This window comes from Pseudomonas matsuisoli (assembly GCF_014647635.1).
Taxonomy (GTDB): domain Bacteria; phylum Pseudomonadota; class Gammaproteobacteria; order Pseudomonadales; family Pseudomonadaceae; genus Pseudomonas_P; species Pseudomonas_P matsuisoli.
In genome coordinates, this window is record NZ_BMPO01000010.1 from 60,880 (window position 1) to 81,978 (window position 21,099).

At 59.2% G+C, this 21,099-nt stretch carries 23 protein-coding genes and 1 other RNA gene; 9 read left to right on the forward strand and 15 right to left on the reverse strand.

Annotated features, from left to right (window positions below; translation table 11 throughout):
• Positions 1-26: 26 nt before the first annotated feature.
• Positions 27-384, reverse strand: an RNA gene (gene rnpB, locus IEY47_RS18580) — RNase P RNA component class A.
• A 50-nt stretch (positions 385-434) separates the two neighbouring features.
• A complete protein-coding gene (gene rsmI, locus IEY47_RS18585) occupies positions 435-1,295 on the reverse strand; it encodes a 16S rRNA (cytidine(1402)-2'-O)-methyltransferase (protein ID WP_188985471.1) in 861 nt (286 codons plus the stop codon).
• Positions 1,296-1,405: 110 nt separating this feature from the next.
• Here rsmI and IEY47_RS18590 point away from each other — a divergent pair, with 110 nt between their 5' ends.
• From IEY47_RS18590 to IEY47_RS18605, 4 genes are read left to right on the forward strand one after another with little or no spacing between them, the layout of a single operon-like run.
• The gene (locus tag IEY47_RS18590; RefSeq protein ID WP_188985473.1) at positions 1,406-3,169 is read left to right on the forward strand and encodes a penicillin-binding protein activator; all 1,764 of its coding nucleotides are present in this window, start codon (positions 1,406-1,408) and stop codon (positions 3,167-3,169) included.
• Positions 3,166-3,537 carry a YraN family protein gene (locus IEY47_RS18595; protein ID WP_188985475.1) on the forward strand — a complete coding sequence of 124 codons (372 nt, stop codon included), beginning with the start codon at positions 3,166-3,168 and terminating at the stop codon, positions 3,535-3,537. Before IEY47_RS18590 ends, IEY47_RS18595 begins: the two co-directional genes overlap by 4 nt.
• A gap of 22 nt (positions 3,538-3,559) precedes the next feature.
• On the forward strand, positions 3,560-4,153 hold the full coding sequence (locus IEY47_RS18600; RefSeq protein WP_188985477.1) for a phosphoheptose isomerase: 594 nt from the start codon (positions 3,560-3,562) through the stop codon (positions 4,151-4,153).
• Positions 4,150-4,683 carry a BON domain-containing protein gene (locus IEY47_RS18605; RefSeq protein WP_188985479.1) on the forward strand — a complete coding sequence of 178 codons (534 nt, stop codon included), beginning with the start codon at positions 4,150-4,152 and terminating at the stop codon, positions 4,681-4,683. The genes IEY47_RS18600 and IEY47_RS18605 overlap by 4 nt, the downstream gene beginning before the upstream one ends.
• A 258-nt stretch (positions 4,684-4,941) precedes the next feature.
• Here IEY47_RS18605 and cysN read toward each other — a convergent pair whose 3' ends face one another.
• From cysN to IEY47_RS18620, 3 genes are all read right to left on the reverse strand, one after another.
• Positions 4,942-6,840: a sulfate adenylyltransferase subunit CysN gene (gene cysN, locus IEY47_RS18610; protein WP_188985481.1), complete on the reverse strand. Its 1,899-nt coding sequence runs from the start codon at positions 6,838-6,840 to the stop codon at positions 4,942-4,944.
• Between the two features lie 12 nt (positions 6,841-6,852).
• Positions 6,853-7,770 (reverse strand): sulfate adenylyltransferase subunit CysD, encoded by a 918-nt coding sequence (gene cysD, locus IEY47_RS18615; RefSeq protein ID WP_188985483.1) that lies wholly within the window; start codon positions 7,768-7,770, stop codon positions 6,853-6,855.
• A 139-nt stretch (positions 7,771-7,909) separates the two neighbouring features.
• Positions 7,910-8,668: a Nif3-like dinuclear metal center hexameric protein gene (locus IEY47_RS18620; protein WP_188985485.1), complete on the reverse strand. Its 759-nt coding sequence runs from the start codon at positions 8,666-8,668 to the stop codon at positions 7,910-7,912.
• 255 nt (positions 8,669-8,923) lie between these two features.
• Between IEY47_RS18620 and algW the strand changes: the two genes are divergently transcribed.
• On the forward strand, positions 8,924-10,081 hold the full coding sequence (gene algW, locus IEY47_RS18625; RefSeq protein WP_188985626.1) for a Do family serine endopeptidase AlgW: 1,158 nt from the start codon (positions 8,924-8,926) through the stop codon (positions 10,079-10,081).
• A 30-nt stretch (positions 10,082-10,111) separates the two neighbouring features.
• On the opposite strand, the gene hisC is transcribed toward algW, so the two are convergent.
• The 10 genes from hisC to IEY47_RS18675 all read right to left on the reverse strand — a co-directional run bounded on the left by hisC (position 10,112) and on the right by IEY47_RS18675 (position 18,177).
• Positions 10,112-11,164 carry a histidinol-phosphate transaminase gene (gene hisC / locus IEY47_RS18630; RefSeq protein WP_188985487.1) on the reverse strand — a complete coding sequence of 351 codons (1,053 nt, stop codon included), beginning with the start codon at positions 11,162-11,164 and terminating at the stop codon, positions 10,112-10,114.
• 103 nt (positions 11,165-11,267) lie between these two features.
• Complete coding sequence (gene hisD / locus IEY47_RS18635; protein WP_188985489.1) at positions 11,268-12,578, reverse strand: histidinol dehydrogenase; 1,311 nt, start codon at positions 12,576-12,578, stop codon at positions 11,268-11,270.
• 179 nt (positions 12,579-12,757) lie between these two features.
• Positions 12,758-13,384, reverse strand: coding sequence for an ATP phosphoribosyltransferase (gene hisG / locus IEY47_RS18640; RefSeq protein ID WP_188985491.1), 627 nt, complete (start codon positions 13,382-13,384; stop codon positions 12,758-12,760).
• A 133-nt stretch (positions 13,385-13,517) separates the two neighbouring features.
• On the reverse strand, positions 13,518-14,783 hold the full coding sequence (gene murA / locus IEY47_RS18645; protein WP_188985493.1) for a UDP-N-acetylglucosamine 1-carboxyvinyltransferase: 1,266 nt from the start codon (positions 14,781-14,783) through the stop codon (positions 13,518-13,520).
• 21 nt (positions 14,784-14,804) lie between these two features.
• Positions 14,805-15,044, reverse strand: coding sequence for a BolA family protein (locus tag IEY47_RS18650; protein WP_188985495.1), 240 nt, complete (start codon positions 15,042-15,044; stop codon positions 14,805-14,807).
• 104 nt (positions 15,045-15,148) lie between these two features.
• Positions 15,149-15,457: an STAS domain-containing protein gene (locus IEY47_RS18655; RefSeq protein WP_188985497.1), complete on the reverse strand. Its 309-nt coding sequence runs from the start codon at positions 15,455-15,457 to the stop codon at positions 15,149-15,151.
• Positions 15,450-16,097 carry an MlaC/ttg2D family ABC transporter substrate-binding protein gene (locus IEY47_RS18660; RefSeq protein WP_188985499.1) on the reverse strand — a complete coding sequence of 216 codons (648 nt, stop codon included), beginning with the start codon at positions 16,095-16,097 and terminating at the stop codon, positions 15,450-15,452. The genes IEY47_RS18655 and IEY47_RS18660 overlap by 8 nt, the downstream gene beginning before the upstream one ends.
• Before the next feature lie 11 nt (positions 16,098-16,108).
• Complete coding sequence (mlaD, locus tag IEY47_RS18665; RefSeq protein ID WP_188985501.1) at positions 16,109-16,570, reverse strand: outer membrane lipid asymmetry maintenance protein MlaD; 462 nt, start codon at positions 16,568-16,570, stop codon at positions 16,109-16,111.
• The gene (mlaE, locus tag IEY47_RS18670) at positions 16,570-17,367 is read right to left on the reverse strand and encodes a lipid asymmetry maintenance ABC transporter permease subunit MlaE (RefSeq protein WP_188985503.1); all 798 of its coding nucleotides are present in this window, start codon (positions 17,365-17,367) and stop codon (positions 16,570-16,572) included. Before mlaE ends, mlaD begins: the two co-directional genes overlap by 1 nt.
• A complete protein-coding gene (locus tag IEY47_RS18675) occupies positions 17,368-18,177 on the reverse strand; it encodes an ATP-binding cassette domain-containing protein (protein ID WP_188985505.1) in 810 nt (269 codons plus the stop codon).
• A 311-nt stretch (positions 18,178-18,488) separates the two neighbouring features.
• On the opposite strand from IEY47_RS18675, the gene IEY47_RS18680 reads away from it, so the two are divergent.
• The 4 genes from IEY47_RS18680 to lptA are packed head-to-tail and all read left to right on the forward strand — an operon-like array spanning position 18,489 to position 21,094.
• Positions 18,489-19,463, forward strand: a complete 975-nt coding sequence (locus tag IEY47_RS18680; RefSeq protein ID WP_188985508.1) for a KpsF/GutQ family sugar-phosphate isomerase — start codon at positions 18,489-18,491, stop codon at positions 19,461-19,463.
• Positions 19,463-19,987 (forward strand): KdsC family phosphatase, encoded by a 525-nt coding sequence (locus IEY47_RS18685; protein ID WP_188985510.1) that lies wholly within the window; start codon positions 19,463-19,465, stop codon positions 19,985-19,987. The genes IEY47_RS18680 and IEY47_RS18685 overlap by 1 nt, the downstream gene beginning before the upstream one ends.
• Before the next feature lie 8 nt (positions 19,988-19,995).
• Positions 19,996-20,568, forward strand: coding sequence for an LPS export ABC transporter periplasmic protein LptC (gene lptC / locus IEY47_RS18690; protein ID WP_188985512.1), 573 nt, complete (start codon positions 19,996-19,998; stop codon positions 20,566-20,568).
• A complete protein-coding gene (lptA, locus tag IEY47_RS18695) occupies positions 20,555-21,094 on the forward strand; it encodes a lipopolysaccharide transport periplasmic protein LptA (RefSeq protein WP_188985514.1) in 540 nt (179 codons plus the stop codon). The genes lptC and lptA overlap by 14 nt, the downstream gene beginning before the upstream one ends.
• Positions 21,095-21,099 lie beyond the last annotated feature (5 nt).

Sequence of the window (21,099 nt, forward strand, 5' to 3'; positions counted from 1 at the left end):
ATCGGGGAGTTTTGCGAAAAAAGGAGGTGGAGAGTCGATCTGTAAGCCGGGTTCTGTCGAGGACAGTCATTCCTCTACGACATACATCACTGCATGCCTCTAGCAACCTACCCGGTTCCAGCGCGGGCCACGCCAGCGGAACCCTATTTGGTCTTGCTCCAGGTGGGGTTTACCTAGCCACGAACTGTTGCCAGCCGCGCGGTGCGCTCTTACCGCACCTTTTCACCCTTACCGGCACTTGCGTGCTTTGGCGGTTATTTTCTGTGGCACTTTCCGTAGGCTCACGCCTCCCAGGCATTACCTGGCACCTCGCCCTATGGAGCCCGGACTTTCCTCCCCTGACTTTGCGGAACAAAGTGCAGCGGCGACTGTCCGATCGACTCTCCGGGCGCTAGGGTACTGATGCGCTGCCGCCAGCGCAACCTCGCACGAGGTTAACGCGCCTGCTTGCTCAATGCCCGCTGGTACAGCAGGTTCTTTCGAACCCCCGTGATTTCAGCCGCCAAAACCGCTGCCTGCTTGACGGGTAGCTCGGCTAGCAAGATATCCAGCACACGTTCGGCATTTCCGTCCACGGCATCTTCACCAACCGGAGCGACCCAACCGCCGACGAGTAGCACGCATTCACCGCGCTGTTGATTAGTGTCGTTTTCTATCCATGCGCGAAGCTCCGATAGCGGCAGCGATTTGAGCGTTTCGAATGACTTCGTCAGTTCCCGCGCCAGCACCGCGGCGCGATCCCCACCGAATACATTGGCGAGATCCGCCACCGTAGCAAGCACCCGATGCGGAGCCTCGTAGAAAATAAGGGTTCTGACCTCTTCCTTTATAAGCGCCAATCGAGCCTTCCGAGCAGCCTCCTTCGCGGGCAAGAACCCTTCGAATGCGAACCTGTCAGACGGCAACCCCGCTGCGGATAGCGCCGCGATCAATGCGCAGGCACCAGGCACTGGGACGACCGTAATGCCCGCCGCTCGCGCTTGCCGCACCAGATGGAAACCGGGATCGGAGATCAGCGGAGTGCCCGCATCCGAAATCAGCGCCACGTCCTGACCTTCGAGCAACCGCGCGATGAACCGGGAACCCTGCTCACGCTCATTGTGCTCATGGCACGCGAGCAAAGGCGTCTGGATCCCGAAATGCTGCATCAAGCGGGACGAATGACGGGTGTCTTCCGCGGCGATGACACTGACCTCTCGCAAAATCCGCAAGGCTCGGGCGGTGACATCCTCCAAGTTTCCGATCGGCGTCGCCACCACGTAAAGACACCCTATCGAACCTTCTGACGCAGCCACATTTCACCCCCGGAATACAAAAGTGCCAATTGTAGCCGCTTACGTCATCGCGCACCCGCGGCTCCCTTGGGTACAATCCGGGCCACTTTGGAACGAGACTGGGACCGCTCATGCCCGTTAGATTGCGCTTGATCACCGCCCTGTGCCTCGTCGGCCTTTTCGCCGGCTGTGCCAGCCAGCCCACCAACACACTGGGCGATTTACCACGCGCACCCGCTGCCAGCATCGAGCAGATGCTGCAACAGGCTGCTCAGGCAGGGCCCGAAGAGGCCGCAGCGTTACGCCTGGCCGCCGCGGACAAAGCCATGTCCGACAAGGATTACCGTCGCGCCAATAGCATCCTCCAGGAACCCCCCAATCAGGGCCTCAAGCCGGCGCTAGCGATCTTCGCGAACACACTGCGCGCAGAATTGGCGCTGGTCGACGCCGATTTCAAAGCAGCTCTAGCGTTGCTCGACGCCCCCGAAATGGCACGTTTGGACGAGCTCCCGGTGCAGCAGCAGGTACGCACGCATATGGCGCGTGCGCGGGCACTCGAAGGTGACCAGCAAATACTGGCTGCCGCTCGCCAGCGTACGTTCATCGCCCCCTTGCTCAGCGGAGAGCATGCCACTGCGAACCATGAAAAAATTTGGACGCTCATCGCCTCATTGCCTCGCGAAGAAACCACACAATCAACCGGCGATGTAGACCTCGATGGTTGGCTTGCGCTGGCGAACGCCATTCAAAACGTCGGCACCGTCGCTCAGCAACAGAGTGCGATCGAAAACTGGCGGATGACGCATCCACAGCACCCCGCCGCATTGCAACTGCCGGAGTCGTTGCAAAAGCTGCAGCAACTGGCCAATGAACCGCTAAAGAAGATTGCCTTGCTACTGCCTCAACAAGGGCAGTTGGCGACTGTTTCACGTGCCCTGCGCGACGGTTTCCTCGCTTCACGGTTTACCGAAGCCAGTACTGGCAGCGCCGCACCGGAAGTGGTGTTCTATGACAGTAGCCGCATCGGATCACTGGATGAGTTCTATCGCCAAGCACAGACGGACGGCGTTCAGCTCGTAGTCGGCCCACTGGAAAAGCCACTGGTGCGTCAGCTTGGCGAGCGCAAGCAACTGCCGATCACGACGCTCGCGCTCAACTACAGCGACTCCGCCAGCGGCGTGCCGCCGCAACTCTTCCAGTTCGGCTTAGCAGCAGAAGACGAAGCACGGGAAGCCGCGCGCCGGGCATGGGCTGACGGCAAACGCAACGCGGTCGCAATGGTGCCAATGGGGGAATGGGGAGACCGCGTGCTGGCTGCGTTCCAGCAAGAGTGGCAAGCCCAAGGCGGAATTCTGAGCGGCAGCCAGCGCATCGGCCAGCCGGTCGAGCTTTCCCGGCAAATCGCTAGCCTTCTGCAGGTCAGCGGGAACAGCCGCCGCCAGGACGTAGACTTCATGTTCCTCGCCGCAACGCCGCAGCAAGCGCGCCAGATCAAGCCTACATTGTCCTATCAATACGCCGCCGACCTTCCGGTCTATGCCACCTCGAACCTGTATACCGGCATCGCCGCACAGGGCCAGGACAGTGATCTGGACGGCATCTATTTCTGTGATACACCGTGGCTCCTGAATCCTGATGACCCCCTGCGCCAGCAGATCACCCGTCAATGGCCTCAGGCCGCTGGCAGCATGGGCCGGCTGTATGCAATGGGCGCGGATGCCTATCGACTGGCGCCCCGACTCGCACAGCTCGAAGCGATTCCCGAGACTCGCTTAGAAGGCCTCTCCGGCACGCTAGGACTGACGCCTGATCACCGTATCGAGCGCACCTTGCCGTGGGCACAATTCCGCAACGGCCTCGCTCAGCCAGTGGACGGACTGCTTCCGAGCCCATGATCAGCACGGATCGTCGCGCCAATGGCCAGAATGCAGAGCAACGCGCGCTCGACTACTTGCAGTCGAACGGGCTCAAGCTCGTTGCGAAAAACTGGTCTTGCCGGCGCGGTGAGCTCGATCTGGTCATGCTCGATAGCGATACAGTAGTATTCGTCGAGGTCCGCTTCCGCAAACACGCCGCCTGGGGCGGTGCCGCGGCCAGCGTTGACACCCGAAAGAGGCAGCGGATCATTCTGGCAGCGCAATACTTTCTACAGCGCGAGCCGCGCCTGTCGAACCGCCCCTGCCGATTCGATGTCATTGCAATCAACGCCAACGGCGCTCTCCCCCCAAAGCTGGACTGGATCGCCAACGCATTCGAGGCCTGATACCCCAGGCGAAGGTATTTAGATGGACATGCAATCCCGTATACGCCAGCTCTTCCAAGCCAGCATAGAGACAAAACAGCAGGCGATGGATGTACTGACGCCAACCATCGAGCAAGCCAGCATGCTCATGGTCCAGACACTATTGAGTGAGGGCAAGATTCTGTCCTGCGGCAACGGCGGGTCTGCAGGTGATGCCCAGCATTTCTCGTCGGAGCTGTTGAACCGTTTTGAGCGTGAGCGCCCTAGCCTCCCCGCGCTCGCATTGACGACCGACAGTTCCACCATCACGTCGATCGCCAACGACTACAGCTACAACGAGGTGTTTTCCAAGCAGATTCGCGCGCTCGGCCAGCCGGGCGACGTGCTGCTCGCCATTTCTACGAGCGGCAATTCTGCCAACGTGATTCAAGCAATCCAGGCCGCCCACGACCGGGAAATGCTCGTCGTCGCGCTTACCGGACGCGACGGTGGCGGCATGGCCTCGTTGCTATTGCCGGAAGACGTCGAAATCCGCGTTCCATCGAAGGTGACCGCCCGCATTCAGGAAGTACACCTACTGGCAATTCATTGCCTTTGCGATTTGATCGATCGTCAATTGTTCGGGAGTGAAGAATGAGCCGTACCAAGCTGTTTTGCGCAACCCTTTGCGTTGCCTTAGTCCTTGGCGGGTGCAGCGGCCGCAGCATCGGCAACAAGATAGATGACCAGTTCGTAGCGCCGGATGTAGAGCGCGCTATCGAGAAAGCGAACAAGGACCTCACCTCGCCCAGTTCGCACATCGTCGTCAGCAGCTACAACGGCGTGATATTGCTGGCGGGACAAACCCCGCGCAACGAGCTCAAGGAAACGGCAGAGCGGGCAGCACGCACCGTTCAGGGCGTACGAAACGTGCACAACGAGCTGCACATCAGTGCACCCTCCTCGGCAGTCGCGCGTAGCAACGACGCTTTGCTCACCACACGCATCAAGACGCAGATGTTCGCTGATTCGAACGTACCAGGCAGCCGCATCAAGGTCATCACCGAAAACGGCATCGTGTACTTGCTAGGGCTCGTTACGCGAGCGGAAGCCAATGCCGCAACCAGCCTTGTACAAAGCGTTTCCGGCGTCCAGCGCATCGTTCGCCTGTTCGAGTACACAGACTAAACGCCACTCCGCGCCCCGTTATGAAAGCCCCATTACTGGGGCTTTTTCATTTCCGTAGTCCATCCGATGAAAAGCGCTTGCCGCCTCACAGCCGTAGGGCGGAGTTGTGAAAGACGCCCACCGATCGCGGCATGTGCCTGGCCTAATCCCGTAGCCCTGAAACAAAAATGCCCGATGCATCGCATCGGGCATTTTTGCACCGCACCCCCATTCGCGAACAGGAAATGCGCTACCGAACGAACAGACGTCCTGTCACGATCAGATGACGCCTCGTTCGCGCAGCAGGCTCAGGACCTGCTTCACACATTCGTCGACATCGTGCGCCTGCGTATCGAGCACAAGGTCCGCATCGAGCGGCACGTCGTAAGGGAAGGACTCCCCAGGGACGTTATCCGCTCCTGCTGCGTATAGCCCCTGAGGATCACGTTCGGCGCATATCTGTGGCGATGCCTGGACATAAACCGTCAGCGTGCGACCAGCGCCGATCAGCGCCTTCGCCTGTTCACGGCCTTCGGCGCTTGGCGCGACGAACGCAGCCAGCGAAATGATCCCCGCTTCGTTGAACTGACGGGCTACGTGCGCCGCACGGCGCCAATTCTCGGTACGACCCGCCAGATCCTGTGGCAACCCCTTGTTGAGATCATGACGCAGGTTTTGCCCATCCAGCACATAGACCGCACGCCCCATATCGAAGAGCTTGCGCTCGACCGCGTACGCAAGCGTACTTTTGCCAGCGCCAGACAGCCCTGTAAAAAGAACGGTCGCGGGCTCCTGGCCAAAACGCGCAGCGCGCTCAGCACTCGATACATGGGCGTCACGACCGCCCCGTCCCCGCACACCGGTGCCTATTGGCTCAGAGATGATCATCCCGGCACCCACGGTGCCGTTGGTAAGACGATCGATCACGATGAATGCGCCGGTGGTGCGATTCTGCGCGTATCCGTCCAGGGCAATAGGCGCATCTAGGGCGACTTTCACCCGACCAATTTCATTCAGTTTCAGGCTGCTGGCAGGTCCCCTTTCCAAAGTATTCACGTCGACCTGATGCACGATGCTTGGGATTGAGCCAGGTACATAGCTCGTTGCGCGCTTGATGTCGTATTTCTTACCGGGGAGCATCGGCTCCTCAGCCATCCATACGAGCATCGCCTCGAAGTTATCGGTGACCTGTGGACGATTGTCGGCATGGACGAGCATATCGCCACGAGACACATCTATTTCATCCTCAAGTGTCAGCGTGACAGCTTGCCCAGGGCCGGCCTGCTCCAATTCGCCCTCGAACGTGACGATGGATTTGACGCGACTGGACTTGCCCGACGGCAACGCCGTCAGTTCATCACCCTTGCGTACGATGCCACTGGCCAGCGTGCCGGCGAAGCCACGGAAATTCAGGTTCGGCCGATTGACGTACTGGATCGGGAAGCGCATGTCGTCGAAGTTGCGGTCCGCGGCGACTTCGACCGACTCCAGTATTTCCATCAACGGCTGACCCGTGTACCACGGTGTACGCTCGCTGCGATTGACGACGTTATCGCCTTTCAACGCCGACATTGGCACGAAATGCAGGGATACAGGCGACAAGCCGATACGCTCGGCGAATGTCAGGTAGTCCGCTTTGATCTGCTCGAACACCCCTTCATCGAAATCCCGCAGATCCATCTTGTTGATCGCGACCACGATGTGCCGGATACCCAGCAACGAGGCAATGTAGCTGTGGCGGCGCGTCTGGGTTTGTACTCCGTAACGCGCATCGATAAGGATGATCGCTAGGTCACAGGTCGATGCACCCGTCGCCATGTTGCGCGTGTACTGCTCGTGCCCCGGCGTATCGGCAATGATGAACTTGCGCTTGGCAGTGGAAAAATACCGGTAAGCAACATCGATCGTAATGCCCTGCTCGCGCTCGGCTTGGAGCCCGTCTACAAGCAGTGCGAGATCGACCTCTTCGCCCGTGGTGCCGCTCTTCTTGGAGTCGCGCGTAATGGCCTCAAGGTGATCTTCGTAGATCATCTTCGAATCATGCAGCAGGCGGCCGATGAGCGTACTTTTACCGTCATCGACATTGCCGCAGGTAAGGAAGCGGAGCAATTCTTTACGTTCGTGCTGGGCCAGGTACGCGAGGATGTCCTGGCTGATCAGGTCGGATTGATGAGACATGGTGCGTGATCCTCAGAAGTAGCCCTGGCGTTTCTTTTCTTCCATCGAACCGGTGGCATCGTGATCGATGACCCGGCCCTGGCGCTCGGAAGTTCGCGTCAGCAGCATTTCCTGAATGATGTCCGGCAACGTCGCGGCATCCGATTCGACTGCGCCCGTGAGCGGGTAGCAACCCAGCGTGCGGAACCGCACTTTGCGCGTTTGAATGCGGGACTTCTGCTCGTCGGTCAGATGCTCGAGGATGCGGTCATCATCGATCATGATCAACGCGCCGTTCATTTCAATGACCGGACGCTCCGCGGCGAAATAGAGCGGGACGATCGGGATGCTTTCCAGATAGATGTATTGCCAGATATCCAGCTCGGTCCAGTTCGACAGCGGGAACACGCGAATAGATTCGCCCTTCTTCACGTTGCCGTTGTAGACATTCCACAGCTCGGGCCGTTGATTTTTTGGATCCCAGCGGTGCTTGCTATCGCGAAACGAATAGACGCGCTCTTTGGCCCGCGATTTCTCTTCATCGCGGCGCGCCCCACCGAAGGCGGCATCGAAGCCATATTTATCGAGCGCCTGCTTCAGGCCCTCGGTCTTCATGATGTCCGTGTGCTTCGCGCTGCCATGCGTAAACGGATTGATATCCTGTGCAACCCCTTCAGGGTTGATGTGCGTGATCAGGTCCAGTCCGAGGTCCGTCACCATCTTTTCGCGAAAGGCGTACATGTCCTGAAACTTCCAACGGGTATCGACATGCATCACCGGGAATGGAAGCTTGCCCGGAAAAAAGGCCTTGCGGGCCAAATGCAGCATTACGGCGGAATCCTTGCCGATGGAATACAGCATCACCGGGTTATCGAACTCGGCCGCCACTTCACGAATGATGTGGATGCTTTCCGCCTCGAGTTCTTTCAAATGCGTCAGTTTGTCAAGCATGGCTACTCACGGATCGATTTTATAAAGGCCGACGGGCCGTGGACGAACGACGAACTTTAACACGCACAAATGTTTCAATCAGGACGCCACTTAGACTCAGAACGCATAACGATATAGCCGTCGGCAGGCGCATTCTCGGTTAAATCGGGTTCGGGCAATCGATGAACAAGTGCTCAATTGCGAACCGTCGGGCGAGATACTGCCCCAGCGCCTGAACGCCATAGCGCTCGGTGGCATGGTGCCCGGCCGCAATGAAACTGATGCCGTTTTCCCTGGCACTGTGAAAGGTCTGCTCGGATGCTTCACCCGTAAGATAAAGATCGACGCCGGCGGCAATGGCCTGGTCGATGTACCCCTGAGCGCCTCCTGTACACCAGGCGATCTTTCGCACCGGGTTGTCGCCCTCGACGAGTAACGGTTGCCGCCCGAGGGCAATATGCACGCGCCGGGCGACGTCTTGGGGTGATTCAGGATTATCCAGCGACCCGACCCACACCAGACACTTTGGATCCGTAGGGTCGAGCGTGCCTTCGCAGGTGATGCCTAACTCATGCGCAAGCCGTACGTTGTTGCCGACCTCAGGATGCAGGTCCAGCGGCAAGTGATAGGCAAGCAGACTGATGTCGTGGGCCAGCAATGTTTTCAGGCGACGCTGCTTCATCCCCGTGACCACGGGGCTTTCGTTCTTCCAGAAATAGCCATGGTGAACCAGCACTACATCTGCATTGGCTTCCACGGCAGCGTCTAGCAACGCCTGGCTTGCCGTCACGCCACTGACGATGCGCTGAACGTGCGGGCGTCCCTCGACTTGCAGGCCATTGGGGCAGTAATCCGCTATGCGCGAAACGTTCAGGTAGTTGTTGGCTTCCTCTACCAAGGCACTCAGGGCGATCGCCATTTCAAGACTCCATAACTAGATACCGCCATCATACCGGCCGAACCGGACAGCGCCGAGGGTGCCGCGACCATTCGGTACGCGACATCGCCTGGCCCTATGCAGTGTGCGCGATGATCGTCGACCGCGGCAGGCGCTCCTCGTTTTTGCGCAACGATAGTCCGTATAATGCGCCGCTTTCCGGCTGACCGCGCCGCGACGGATCGCCCCGCGACGGATAGCCCCTCCATCACCGGATTAACGGACGAGATCCCCGCGATGTTCAAGGCGCTGCGTTTCTTTGGCTGGCCCGCCGTGGTCGGCATTCTTCTGGCCCTCGTCGTCTTGCAACGCTACCCGGCCTGGTTCGGCTTGACGGACCGCGCGCTAGGCCTGCGTGAAGCACAAGGCACGCTGCTGGAGGCACCGGCCGTCGCACCGTATTCGTACGCCATTGCGGTGGGCAATGCCGCACCCTCGGTGGCGAACCTGTACACCACAAAAACGGTGAAGAAGAGCAACAGTCCACTGATGGAAGACCCGGCGTTCCGGCGGTTCTATGGCGATAACCTGCCAAGCCAGAAACGCATGGAGTCCAGCTTGGGCTCCGCAGTGATCATGAGCCCCGAAGGCTATTTGCTTACTAATAACCACGTCACCAAAGATGCCGAGCAGATCGTCGTGGCGCTGAAAGACGGTCGGGAAACCATCGCACGTGTGATTGGCAGCGACCCCGAAACCGATCTCGCGGTCTTGAAGATTGACCTCCCAAACCTTCCTGCCATCGCGCTGGGCAAATCCGACAACATCCAGATTGGCGACGTGGCGCTCGCCATTGGCAACCCGTTTGGTGTTGGGCAAACCGTGACCATGGGTATCGTCAGTGCGACCGGCCGCAACCAGCTCGGCCTGAACACCTATGAGGACTTCATTCAAACCGATGCGGCCATTAACCCGGGCAATTCGGGCGGCGCGCTGGTGGATGCGAATGGCAGTCTGATGGGCATCAACACGGCAATCTTTTCCCAATCGGGCGGCTCGCAGGGCATCGGCTTCGCCATACCGATCAAGCTTGCGACCGAAGTCATGAAGTCCATCATCGAGCACGGCCACGTCATCCGTGGTTGGCTTGGCGTCGAGGTTCAGCCCTTGTCAGCGGCGCTAGCCGAGTCGTTCGGCATCCAGGGGCGCTCCGGAATCGTCGTGGCGGGTGTCTACCGAGATGGCCCCGCCGACAAAGCCAAATTGCGGCCTGGCGACCTCATTCTCAGTATCGACGATGAACAGTCCAACGACGGCCGTCGTTCGATGAACCAGATCGCCCGTACACGGCCAGGCGAGAAGATTTCCATTCAAGTGCTGCGTGACGGGAAACAACTTACGCTCACGGCAGAAGTCGGCGTCCGCCCGCCGATGGAAAGCAGCCCGGAAAAATGACGCGCTAGACCGGTCGGCTCGAGCGCGTCCTCACAGCCCGCGAAGCGCCTCTATCAAAGCCGCATTCTGCTCCGGCGTGCCTACCGTGATACGCAAGTGCTGAGCAATACGCGGCTGCTTGAAGTGACGGACGATGATGCCCTGCTCGCGCAGCGACGCGGCGAGAGCACCGGCGTCCCGCTTGGGATGAGAGGCGAAAACGAAGTTGGCCGCAGAAGGCAATACGTCGAACCCCAGCGCTTCCAGCTCGCGCGTAAGCACTCCGCGGCTGTCGATTACCTTCGAACAGGACTGCTCGAAATAGTCGACATCGTCGAAGGCCGCAGCGGCACCCGCTAGGGCTACCCGGTCCAGGGGATAGGAGTTGAAGCTGTTCTTGATCCGTTCGAGCGCTTCGATGAGGTCTGGATGGCCCACCGCGAAGCCTACGCGTAATCCAGCCAGCGCCCGGGACTTCGAAAGCGTTTGCGTGACCAGCAGGTTCGGGTATCGGCGAATCAACGAAATGGCGCTCTGCCCACCGAAATCGATGTATGCCTCATCGACTAACACGACACTGTCCGGGCTTGCCGCCAAAATCTCCTCGACAACCTCCAGGGCCAGTAAGCGGCCAGTGGGGGCGTTGGGGTTCGGGAAAATGATGCCGCCGTTGGCACGCGCATAGTCAGACGCGCGAATGGCGAAGGACTCGTCCAGCGGGATGGCTTCGTAATCGATCCCATACAGGCCGCAGTAGACCGGGTAAAAACTGTAGGAAATGTCGGGAAACAGCAACGGTGCTTCGTGCTGGAACAGTCCCTGAAACGCATGTGCCAGCACCTCGTCCGAGCCGTTACCGACGAACACTTCGTTCGCTTCGATGCCGTAATAGCGTGCAACCGACTGCCGCAGCCGATCTCCACTCGGATCGGGATAAAGCCGCAGATCATCGGTCAGCTCGGCCTGCATTGCCGCGATCGCCTTAGGCGACGGGCCATATGGACTTTCGTTCGTATTAAGCTTCACAAGGCGCGCGACCTTGGGTTGCTCACCCGGAACGTAGGGCACCAGATCGTTGACGAAGCGACTCCAGAACTTACTCATGTCTCACCTTTGGCTGGGTGTATACCGCGCGGCAGATACCCGCGATCGCGCGCAACCTTACACGTCTGAACGTTGACCAGGGCGCTGCGATCCGCAGAACGCCTCACGGCTTGATACGGTATTCAGCGCTTCGCGCATGGGCAGTCAGCGACTCGCCGCGGGCCAGGATCGACGCCGTCTTGCCCAGTTCCGACGCACCGTCCGCAGAGCAATGGATGATCGACGAACGCTTCTGGAAATCGTACACACCAAGTGGCGACGAAAAACGCGCAGTACCGGACGTTGGGAGCACATGGTTGGGGCCGGCGCAGTAGTCGCCAAGCGCCTCAGCGGTGTAGCGACCCATGAAAATTGCACCCGCATGGCGGATCAGCGGCAAGTACTGTTCCGGCGCGTCGACCGAGAGTTCGAGGTGTTCTGGCGCAATCCGGTTGGCAACCTCGATCGCCTCGTTCATATCACGCACGTGAATAAGCGCGCCACGCGCCTCGATGGAGGCCTGCGCGATGGAGGCGCGCTCAAGCGTCGGCAGCAAACGAGCGACGCTTTCGTGCACACGGTCGAGGAACGCGGCGTCAGGACTGACCAAGATAGCTTGCGCATCCTCGTCGTGCTCAGCTTGGGAGAACAGGTCCATGGCAATCCAATCCGGATCAGTCCCGCCATCGCACACCACCAGGATTTCCGATGGTCCGGCGATCATGTCGATGCCGACCTTGCCAAACACATGCCGTTTGGCGGTAGCCACGTAAATGTTGCCTGGCCCGACGATCTTATCGACTGGCGGCACACTCTCGGTACCATAGGCGAGCGCCGCAACCGCTTGCGCCCCACCAATGGTGAATACCCGATCGACCCCGGCGACGGCGGCAGCCGCTAGCACTAACTCGTTGATTTCACCGCGTGGGGTTGGCACCACCATGACCACTTCCGGCACGCCAGCGACTTTCGCAGGAATGGCGTTCATGAGCACCGAAGACGGATACGACGCCTTGCCTCCCGGCACATAAAGACCCGCTCTGTCGAGCGGCACGACCTGCTGCCCCAGTACGGTCCCGTCTGCCTCAGTGTACGACCAGGAATCCTGCTTCTGCCGTTCGTGGTAACGACGAACCCGTTCTGCCGCTGTTTCCAGCGCCGAACGTTGCTCGGAGGAAATTCGCGACAATGCCTGCTCCAGGCGCTCACGTGGCAGGATCAGATCCTTCATGTCGGCAACTTCGAGGCCGTCGAAACGACGGGTGAATTCAACCACTGCCGAATCACCCCGCTCACGCACCGCTCGAATGATCTCCAGCACACGTGCGTTGACCGTATCGTCAGAGACGCTTTCCCAGCTCAGGAGATGGTCCAGGCATTCCGCGAAGTCGGAAGCGGAAGCATCCAGTCGGCGAAGGGAAACGGAAGCGCTCATGTCGAACCTCGTGAGTAGGAGCTGCCCACGGCAACTGGCCGTGGCATTGAAGGGTTATGGAATACCGCTCGATACTGCGCACGCGATCATGCGGTAGAACCACGTCTGGGAGAAACAAAAGAAGAGCGCTGCAATGCCGTCCTGACAGAACGAACCGCAGCATCGGTCGCGCGAACGGGTCAGCGCGACTCGACCGCCTCACGCAGGGTTTCGATCAACGATTGAATGCGCTCGTGCTGCATCTTCATCGAAGCCTTGTTGACGATCAACCGGGAGCTGATCGTCGCGATGATGTCCTGAGGCTCGAGGCCGTTCGCCCGCAATGTGTTACCCGTGTCGACGACATCGATGATCTTGTCCGCCAGCCCCACTAGGGGCGCCAGCTCCATGGAGCCATACAACTTGATCAATTCGACTTGCCGACCTTGTTCCGCGTAATACCGCTTGGCAACGTTGACGAACTTCGTCGCGACGCGCAGTCGTCCCTTCGGCTCAGCCGCACCGACCTTTCCGGCCGTCATCAGCTTGCAACGGGCGATGCGCAGATCGAGTGGTTCGTATAACCCTTGGCCCCCGTGCTCCATCAATACGTCCTTGCCAGCGACACCCAGGTCGGCGGCGCCCTGCTCCACGTAGGTGGGAACGTCCGTGGCACGAACGATCAGCAGCCGAACATCGTCCTGGCTCGTAGGGATGATGAGTTTGCGGCTTTTGTCAGGATTCTCGGTCGGCTCGATACCTGCCGCCGCCAACAGCGGCAACGTGTCATCAAGGATGCGTCCCTTGGACAGCGCGATCGTCAGCATCTCTATTCCTAACGTCTTATACGTTGACCTGGTGTGCGCTCGAACGAGTGCACTGAGTTGAACATCGCCAACCCGCTCTATGGATGCGCCAGCGGCACACATTGGAGCGGGTGAGGAATTCGAACCGGCTCGATCAGCCCGGAACGCGGCGAATCTTGGCACCCAGAAGCTGCAATTTTTCCTCGATGCACTCATAGCCACGGTCGATATGGTAGATGCGGTCGATCAGGGTATCGCCTTCCGCCACCAAACCCGCCAATACGAGGCTGGCCGACGCACGAAGATCCGTTGCCATGACCGGCGCGCCTTTCAGGCTTTCCACTCCGGTGACGATCGCAGCATTACCTTCGACAAGAATCTGCGCGCCCATACGGTTCATTTCATATACGTGCATGAAACGGTTTTCGAAGATCGTCTCGATGACTGTCCCTGTACCCTCTGCAACCGCGTTCATGGAAATGAACTGCGCCTGCATGTCAGTAGGGAAGGCGGGATAAGGCGCGGTACGCAGATTAACGGCACGCGGGCGATTACCCTTCATGTCGAGTTCGATCCAGTCCTTGCCAGTACTGATCTGCGCCCCTGCCTCTTCCAACTTCAGCAGTACCGCTTCCAACGTGGTTGGGTCCGTGTCCTTGACCTTCACGCGGCCGCGCGTGGCAGCGGCGGCGACGAGGTAGGTACCGGTTTCGATGCGGTCCGGCAGCACGTCATAGTGAGCACCACCCAGGCTCTTCACACCGTCGATGGTAATGGTGTCGGAGCCGGCGCCGCGTATCTGCGCACCCATCGCGATCAGGCAGTTCGCCAGGTCTACGACTTCAGGCTCGCGTGCCGCGTTCTCGAGGACCGTACGGCCATTGGCCAAACAGGCGGCCATCATGATGTTTTCGGTGCCAGTCACACTGACCGTATCGAAGAAGAAGTGCGCGCCACGCAGACCACCGGCCGGCGCGCGCGCTTTGATGTAGCCGCCCTCGACATCGATCTGCGCACCCATGGCCTCCAGGCCGCGAATGTGAAGATCCACTGGTCGCGATCCGATGGCGCATCCGCCTGGCAAGGCCACTTCAGCCTCACCGAAACGCGCCACCATCGGCCCGAGCACGAGGATCGACGCGCGCATCGTCTTCACGAGTTCATAGGGTGCCACCAGCGTCTTGATAGCGGTCGCATCCACTTCGACATTGAGCTTTTCGTCGATGACAGGCTGCACCCCCATCCGACCGAACAGCTCGATCATCGTCGTGATGTCATGCAGGTGCGGCAGGTTGCCTACTGTTACCGGCCGATCGGCCAGCAGTGTCGCGGCCAGGATCGGCAACGCGGAGTTTTTCGCGCCGGAAATTCGGATTTCGCCATCGAGACGACGGCCACCGGTAATGATCAATTTGTCCATGGGGGTACTCGGCCCGAAGGCTTAGGAACGTTCGGCCCAGGCGGCCCGACTGTAGAATTTCATCGTTACGGCATGGATGCTGCCATCGGCGATCCACGGATTGAGATGCGCGTAGATGTGCTGCTGCCGCTTCACTGGGCTGAGCGCAGCCAGTTCATCGCTGATAAGGCTTAGTTGAAAATTGCAGCCTTCGCCTTCGACCTCGATTTGAGTCTCGGGCAATTTCGTTTCCAGAAACGTTTTGACTTCAGCAGCTTGCATGTTCACCTCGACCGGCACCCAGCGCACGGGGCCGACATCATATAAAAAAAACCTAGGACTCGCGACCGTACCGACCTGCAAACGCGACCCGAGCGCGTGTACGCCTATCGGGTGGGCAAGAAATCGGATACGCCCGAGACATGGGCGATCTGTCGCAGATCACGCGGAAGATTGGACAGATACAGTGACTTTCCCGCTTGGCGTGCGTCTCGAAGATAGGCAAGGAGCAGCGCCAGCCCGACGCTGTTCGAGCGCTCGACCCCAGCACAATCGAGTTGCAGCTCCCCTCCCTCCGCGCGCCGAATGAGCTCGCGACCTTGCTCCCGCAAGCGCGGGCCAGACCGATGGTCCAGCACGCCCGCCAAGACGAGCGTAGACGTCTGCTCCCCCTGGCGAATGCTGGCTTCATTCATTACCGGTCGCCTGCTGGCCTGCTTGCGAATCCTTGGCCTTGGCAACGACCGAGCCCCATTCGGCGATAGTCTTGTCCAGGTCATTCCCGTTACGGGCCATGGTGTCCGCAAATTGGTCTCGGAACAGCTTGCCGATGTTGATGCCATTGATGATGACGTTGCGCACGAGCCAGCGACCGTCGCGTTCGACCATGGTGTAGGAAACCGGGTAAACGGCACCGTTGCGACCGGTGACTTCCATACCTACGCTGGAGCGACCGTCCCGCTCTTCCCGCGCCGGCAGCATGCGGATGTTCTGGTTGTCGTATTCGAGCAATGCATTGCCGTAGAACTGCATGAGGCTGCGCTTGAAGTTTTCTTCGAAACGCGCCATCTGCTCCGGCGTGGCGTTACGCGAATATTTGACGGTCATGATGCTGCGGGAAATGCCGTCACCATCGACCACAGGGCCCAGGATCTCATTCAATGAGTTGTAAAACGCTTCTGGGTCCTGCTTATAGCGCTCCTTGTTGGCATCAAGGTCGCTCAACAGGGCATCCACCGTGCCTTGTACCACTTGCTGCGGGGAGTTCGCGGCGAACGCGGACACCGGCAGTAGGAGCATCATCAACAGGCAGCAACGACGAAATAGAGTCAACATTATGAAATTCCTTACTTGTTGTTGACCGTGTTCAGCAGAAACTTGCCGATCAGGTCCTCAAGCACAAGAGATGACTGGGTGTCACGGATGGTTCCGTTCTCGGCGAGCAACTCCTCGTCCCCACCGACACTTATACCCACATACTTCTCGCCCAAAAGCCCAGCAGTGAGAATCGATGCGGTCGAATCGATTGGCAGATTATCGACGTCAGAATCGAGCTCCATCGTCACGCGACCGGTAAAGGTGTCGCGGTCAAGATCGATCGCCGTAACCTTGCCGATCGTAACGCCAGCCATGGTCACCCGAGCCCGCACCGACAGGCCGGCCAGATTGTCGAAATGGGCGTACACCTTGTAGGTGTCACCCTGACTGCCAGGCGTCAGCCCACTGACGCGCAACGCGAGCAGCAATGCCGCCAGGACGCCGGCCAGCAGAAACAGGCCTACGCCGATTTCCAAACTGCGGGTTTGCATTAGAAGTCTCCAAACATCAAAGCGGTAAGAATGAAATCAAGCCCCAGTACGGCAAGCGAGGCATAGACGACGGTTCGCGTAGTAGCCCGTCCAATCCCTTCGGAGGTGGGCTCACAGTCGTACCCTTGGAACACCGCGATCCATGTCACGACAAAGGCGAAAACGATACTTTTCACTACGCCGTTGAGCACATCGCCCGTGAAATCGACACTGCGCTGCATGCCGGCCCAGAACGACCCCTCGTAGACGCCGAGCCAGTCGACAGCGACCATTGCGCCACCCCATATGCCGACGACGCTGAAAATCATGGCCAGCAAAGGCATGGAAATGAAGCCTGCCCATAAACGAGGCGCGATCACGTATTTCAGCGGATCGACCCCAATCATTTCGAGACTCGACAGTTGCTCCGTCGACTTCATGTTGCCGATCTCTGCCGTCAGTGCAGAACCCGCACGACCGGCAAACAACAGGGCCGTGACGACCGGCCCCAACTCGCGGAGCAGCGTCAGCGCCACCATCTGACCGACCGCTTCCTCCGAACCATACTTACTTAGAATGCTGTAACCCTGTAGCGACAGCACCATACCGATGAACGCACCGGAGACGACGATGATCGCCAGTGAGAGAACCCCAATGGCGTACAACTGCTTCACCAATAATTGCCAGGCGCTACCCGCGCCGCCGCGACCGAACAGCGCGCGCACCAGAAAAATAGCCGAGCGCCCTAACGCGGCCACGACATCGATCCCGGCGCGACCTAGCAGCCTAACCCGGTCCTGCAGCCCCTTTTTACGCATTCAATTGCTCCCCAGCAGGGCTTCACGGTAATCCACCGCAGGGTAGTGAAAAGGCACAGGCCCGTCCGGCGCGCCTTTCATGAATTGGCGAATCCGTGGATTGTCCGACTCCATGAGCGTTTGCGGCGTGCCATGCCCAAGCACCTGGCCGTCACCGACCACATAGAGGTAATCCGCAATGCTCGCTGTTTCCGCAAGGTCGTGGGACACGACTATGCTGGTAATACCTAGCGCATCGTTGAGCAGGCGTATCAGCCTTACCAGGACACCCATCGCGATGGGGTCTTGCCCTACGAACGGCTCGTCGTAAATAAGAATCTGCGGATCGAGCGCAATAGCGCGTGCGAGCGCTACCCGTCGCTTCATACCCCCGGACAACTCATCTGGCATCAGCTCAACCGCCCCGCGGAGCCCTACGGCTTGGAGCTTCAACAGCACGATGTCGCGAATCATTTCTTCCGGCAGATCGGTATGAACCCGCAGAGGAAACGCCACATTCTCGAAAACGTCGAGATCGGTGAACAACGCCCCGCTCTGGAACAGCACACCCATCTGCTTGCGCACGTCGAACAGATCGCTCCGCGACAACGCCGGCAGGTTGCGACCCTCGACCAAGACTTCACCCCGGGAAGGACGCAACTGCGCACCGATCAAACGAAGCAAGGTGGTTTTGCCACTCCCGGAGGGCCCCATGATTCCTGTCACCTTGCCTCGAGGGATCCGGATGTCGATGCCTTCGAAAATGGCACGTGGTCCACGCCTGAAGGTGACGTCCTTCAGCTCGACCGCGTACTCGTTTACAGCGTTCATCCACTCTCCTGACAAGGGTAAAGGCAACTGGCCGCTCGACGCCCGCCGGATACCGCGGGCACTTTGTTACAGCGATAAGCGCGGCGCCCCATGGAACACGTCGATTCGTTGAAGACGCCAAACAGGGGCGGGACGGCACAAAAGAAGCCAGCGCCTAGAAACGGCGTGCACTATAACAAAGCTGCCATGCCCTCCCAACAGACCGTAATGGAATGACAATAATCAGTCGTTTCGATTGGCGGAACCGCTTCTGGTGGGCTGCACTCAACCTTTAACGCTATAATCCGTCGCTTTTAGCCGCACGACAGCTCATGAATCCAATCGTTAATCCTATCGCCTCCGCCCAGCGCACGATTCGACTCGAACTCGAAGCCGTCGATGCGCTTCTCAAACGCATTGATGACGGTTTCGTCCGTGCCTGCGAGCTCATCATGGCGCGTAGCGGTCGTGTCGTAGTGCTGGGCATGGGCAAGTCGGGGCATATTGGAAACAAGATTGCCGCGACATTGGCAAGCACGGGCACCCCGGCGTTTTTCGTGCACCCGGCGGAAGCCAGTCATGGCGACATGGGCATGATTACCGCGGACGACGTCGTGATCGCGCTTTCGAACTCGGGCAACACTGCGGAAATCGTCACCCTCCTGCCATTGATCAAACGCCTCGGCATCCCGTTGATCAGCATTACTGGAAACCCCGAGTCGGCGCTGGCCCAGGCGGCGGTCGTCAATCTGGACTCCAGCGTTCCCCAGGAAGCCTGCCCACTCAATCTGGCGCCTACGTCTTCGACCACTGTCTCGCTGGTATTGGGTGACGCCCTTGCCATCGCACTGCTGGAGCAGCGTGGGTTCACGGCCGAGGACTTCGCTTTCTCCCACCCCGGGGGCGCCTTGGGCCGCAGGCTGTTGCTGAAGGTCGAAAACGTGATGCACCACGGCGACGCCTTGCCGAAAGTTCTACGAGGCACCTCGTTGCGAGAAGCGCTCGCCGAGATGTCGCGCCAAGGGCTGGGCATGACGGTCGTACTGGAAGCGCACGGTCGATTGGCGGGTATCTTTACCGATGGCGACCTTCGTCGCGCCTTGGATCGCAACATCGATGTCCGTAATGCGATGATCGATGACGTCATGACCGTCCATGGCAAGACTATCGGGCCTGACATGCTGGCCGCGGAAGCGCTCAAGATCATGGATGATCACAAAATCAGTGCACTCGTCGTCGTCGATGGCGATGACCGCCCGATAGGCGCGCTGCATATTCATGACCTTACCCGCGCGGGAGTTTTTTGATGAACCCAGAATTAACAGCGCGCGCGCAATCGATCAAACTGGCCGTCTTCGACGTCGACGGTGTGCTGACAGACGGCCGCCTGTTTCTGTTCATGGACGGTAGCGAGGTCAAGACCTTCCACACGCTGGACGGTCAAGGCATCAAGATGCTCATCAATTCGGGCGTACGCACGGCTATCATCAGCGGCCGAAAAAGCCCCGTCGTCGAGAAACGGGCACGTGATCTCGGCATCGAATTTCTTTATCAGGGCCGGGAGGACAAGCTCGTCGTTCTCGACGAGATACGCCAGGCCATCAATATCGAATACGAACAGATCGCCTACCTTGGCGATGACTTGCCCGATCTACCAGTAATCCGCCGCGTTGGCCTAGGCATGGCCGTCGCAACCGCCAACGCCTTCGTGCGCGAGCATGCGCATGGCATTACCGAAGCCAAAGGTGGACACGGCGCCGCCCGGGAGTTTTGCGAGCTGATCATGCGCAGCCAGGGCACCCTCGAAGCCGCGCAAGCCGCGTACCTGTAGGAGCACACATGGTCGGGAAACTACGCACATGGCTACCCCTGCTGCTGATTGCTTTCGGCCTGGCTGCGCTTGGGTACTGGAATATCCGGCCGGAGAGTTTTCTACAGTCGACCGCCGCACCCGCCTCGAATGAGCGAACAATCGACTTCTACGCCGAAACCGTCCATGCCGTGCAGTTCAGGGAGGATGGCAAACGTGACTACGACATGCATTCGGACCACCTCGAACATGTGCAGAGCACGGATGTTACCTACCTGACCAAGCCACGCATGGAGTTGTACCGGGGTGAAGATATCCCTTGGCACATCCGCAGCGAACGTGGCGAAGTCGGCCCAGAAGGCGAACAGGTCGAACTCATCGACAGCGTGCGCGTGGAGCGCACCGATACCCAAGGGCGCCCTTCTATTCTCACAACATCCCGTCTCACCGTGTTTCCTGATCGGGAATATGCTCAGACCGACCAAGCCGTTAGAATCGACGCCGCCAACGGGGTGACGACCGGCCAGGGCATGAAAGCGTATTTGAACGAAGGCAGGATGATCCTGCTCTCCAACGTAAGAGGCCAGCATGAGGCTCGTTAAAAAATTCCCCTTATTGCTCGGCTTGAGCGCATCGCTGCTTGGCAGCGCCAGTGCCTGGGCATTGCCCAGCGATCGCGATCAACCCATCCGGGTTCAAGCGGACAGCGCCGAGCTCGACGACCAGAAGAAAGTGGCGGTGTATCGGGGCGATGTCGTCATCACCCAAGGCACCATGAAAATCACCGGCGATACGGTCACCATCACGCAGAACGCACGTGGCGAGGTCGATGTATTTACCTCTGTCGGCAAGCCTGCCTACTACGAACAACAACCCAAGGAAGGCGACCCAATCGTCAAGGCCTATGGGCTGACGATTCAATATTTCTCCGCCAACGAGCGCATCACCCTGACGGATCAAGCCAAAGTCGTTCAGCAGGGCAATACGTTCGAGGGCGAGAAGATCGTCTATGACACCCAGCGCCAGATCGTGAATGCTGGGCGTGCGAACGGCACGTCCATCACGACACCGCGGCCCCGGATCGACATGGTCATCCAGCCTCAGAAGAAATCCGAGCAACAGCAGTAGGATCC